This is a genomic window from Sphingopyxis sp., from assembly GCF_036402335.1.
Lineage (GTDB): Bacteria > Pseudomonadota > Alphaproteobacteria > Sphingomonadales > Sphingomonadaceae > Sphingopyxis.
Genome location: NZ_DASWTD010000642.1, coordinates 1 through 2,464, shown reverse-complemented (window position 1 = coordinate 2,464; position 2,464 = coordinate 1). Strand labels below are relative to the sequence as shown.

The following is a 2,464-nucleotide window of genomic DNA, read 5'->3' as shown; positions in this document are numbered from 1 at the left end:
GGCGCGCCACATCGCGCCCGGCGCGACATCGCACCAAACCATCCGCAGCGTGCTCGGCGGCAAAGCCACCGGCAGCTTCCTCGGCAAGATCGAAGTCGCGCGCGAAGGCCAGCAGACCGACGCCGAACAATCGGTCAAGGCGATGCTGCTCGACCGCGGCGCGACCGCCAACGCCAAGCCCGAGCTGGAGATTTTCGCCGACGACGTGAAATGCGCCCATGGCGCGACGGTCGGCGAGCTCGACAGGAACCAGCTGTTCTATGCCGCTGCGCGCGGGCTCGATCCGGTGAGCGCTAGGGCGCTGCTGCTCGAAGGTTTTGTCGGCGGATTGTGGGACGAGATCGAGGGCGACGACCAAGGCATTGCAGAGCTGGCGCGCGAAGCGCTGCACAAGGTGGCGGCATGAACCTCCAGACGCTCTTGAACAGCGCCCTCGCGCTGCGCGACCAGTTCCCGGCAATCCCGCCTGGCTGGCACTATCTCGACAGCGCCGCGACCGCGCAGAAGCCACAGGCGGTGATCGACGCGATCACACGCGCATACGGCCATGATTATGCAACGGTGCATCGCGGCGTTTACGAGCGCTCGGCGGCGATGACCGCCAGCTTCGAGGCCGCCCGCGCCTCGACGGCGTCGTTGATCGGCGGCGCGGAGGATGAAGTCGTCTTCGCCCGAGGCGCGACGGAGGCGATCAACCTGGTCGCGCAGAGCTACCGCAACGGGGACCGCAAGCGCGTGCTGCTCAGCCAGCTCGAGCATCACAGCAACATCGTTCCGTGGCAGCTGGCCGGCTATGAGCTCGACGTCGTGCCGCTGACCGCCGACGGGCGGATCGACCTCGACGCCGCCGAGCGGATGGCGAGCGAAGAGCATGCAATCGTCGCCTTCGCCCATGTGTCGAATGTGCTCGGCTCGATCCTCGACGCGCGGCGCGCCGCGGAAATCGCGCACAAGGTCGGCGCCAGGCTGCTGCTCGACGGCTGCCAGGCCGCGCCGCGCTTGCCCGTCAACGTCGCCGCGATCGGGGCCGACTTCTACGTCTTTTCGGCGCACAAGATCTACGGCCCGACCGGCATCGGCGCGCTCTGGGCGCGCAAGGAAATCCTCGATGCCATGCCGCCGTGGCAGGGCGGCGGCGCGATGATCGACCGGGTGACGTTCGAGAAGACGACCTATTTGCCCGCGCCTTCGCGCTTCGAGGCTGGGACACCCCACGTCGTCGGCGCGATCGGCTTCCATGCCGCGATCGATTGGACGCAAAGCATCGGCCTCGATGCCATCCACGCCCATGAAAGCGCGCTGGTCAGCGACTGCCGCGCGGCGCTGCGCGGGATCGACGGCGTGCGGCTGTTCGGCCCGGAGGACAGCGCCGGCATCGTCAGCTTCGCGCTCGACGGGGTGCATCCTCACGACATCGGCACCATATTGGACGACAGCGGGGTGGCGGTTCGGGCGGGCCATCATTGTGCGCAGCCGTTGATGGACTATCTCGGCGTCCCCGCCACTGCCCGCGCCAGCTTCGCCGCGCACAGCGACGCGAGCGACATCGAGGCGCTGGTGCGCGGGCTGGACAAGGTGAAACGGATTTTCGGATGACGATGGGCGAGGAAAAGAAGATCGAGGTGGAGGAAGTCGACGGCGTCGGCGCGCCGCCGCGTGCCCGGGTCACGCCCGAATTCGAGCGCAAGCGCGACTATCTCGCCGGCTTCCTCGCCGAGAAGAAGCCGGAGTCTGAAATGGGCGGCGCTGGAGGCGAGTTGCAGGAAGCGGTGATCGAGGCGCTGAAATCGATCTACGACCCTGAAATCCCGGTCGACATTTACGAGCTCGGCCTGATCTACGACGTGGCGATCAGCGAGGATGGCGATGCGGTCGTCACCATGACCTTGACGACGCCGCATTGCCCGGTCGCGGAATCCATGCCCGGCGAGGTGGAGCTGCGCGTCCTGTCCGTCCCCGGAATCCGCGACGCCGAGGTCAAGCTGGTGTGGGATCCGCCCTGGGACCCATCGAAGATGAGCGACGAGGCACGCCTCGAGCTGGGAATGCTGTGATGAATAAGGAATCCAAAGTCCGCACCCGTCCCGCCGCGATCACGCTGACGCCGGCCGCCGAGGCGCGCATCGCCGAGCTGATGGGCAAGGCGCCCGAGGGCGCGGTCGGAGTCAAGCTGTCGACCCCGCGCCGCGGCTGCTCCGGCCTCGCCTATTCGGTCGACTATGTGACGCTGGAGAATGCGTTCGACGAGAAGATCGAGACGCCTGGCGGCACCTTCTATGTCGACGGCGCTTCGATCCTCTACCTGATCGGCAGCGTGATGGACTGGCGGGAGGATGATTTCGCGGCCGGCTTCGTGTTCGACAACCCCAATGCGAAGGGCGCCTGCGGCTGCGGCGAAAGCTTCACCGTCTAGCCAGAAATCTGCTAAGCTGCCTGGAAAGGGAGAACTACTGTGCGCCTCCTC

4 protein-coding genes are annotated in these 2,464 nt (G+C 66.8%); all 4 read left to right on the top strand.

The genetic code is table 11. The annotated features are described in order from the left end of the window. On the top strand, window positions 1–406 hold a 406-nt coding region (locus VGD20_RS20660), incomplete at its 5' end, for a SufD family Fe-S cluster assembly protein (protein ID WP_331136249.1). After that, the gene (locus VGD20_RS20655) at window positions 403–1,596 is read left to right on the top strand and encodes a cysteine desulfurase (protein ID WP_331136248.1); all 1,194 of its coding nucleotides are present in this window, start codon (window positions 403–405) and stop codon (window positions 1,594–1,596) included. The genes VGD20_RS20660 and VGD20_RS20655, both read left to right, overlap by 4 nt. Window positions 1,597–1,598: 2 nt before the next feature. Further along, window positions 1,599–2,054 (top strand): SUF system Fe-S cluster assembly protein, encoded by a 456-nt coding sequence (locus VGD20_RS20650; RefSeq protein WP_331136250.1) that lies wholly within the window; start codon window positions 1,599–1,601, stop codon window positions 2,052–2,054. Then, window positions 2,054–2,413, top strand: a complete 360-nt coding sequence (locus VGD20_RS20645) for an iron-sulfur cluster assembly accessory protein (RefSeq protein ID WP_331136247.1) — start codon at window positions 2,054–2,056, stop codon at window positions 2,411–2,413. The genes VGD20_RS20650 and VGD20_RS20645 overlap by 1 nt, the downstream gene beginning before the upstream one ends. Window positions 2,414–2,464: the final 51 nt, after the last annotated feature.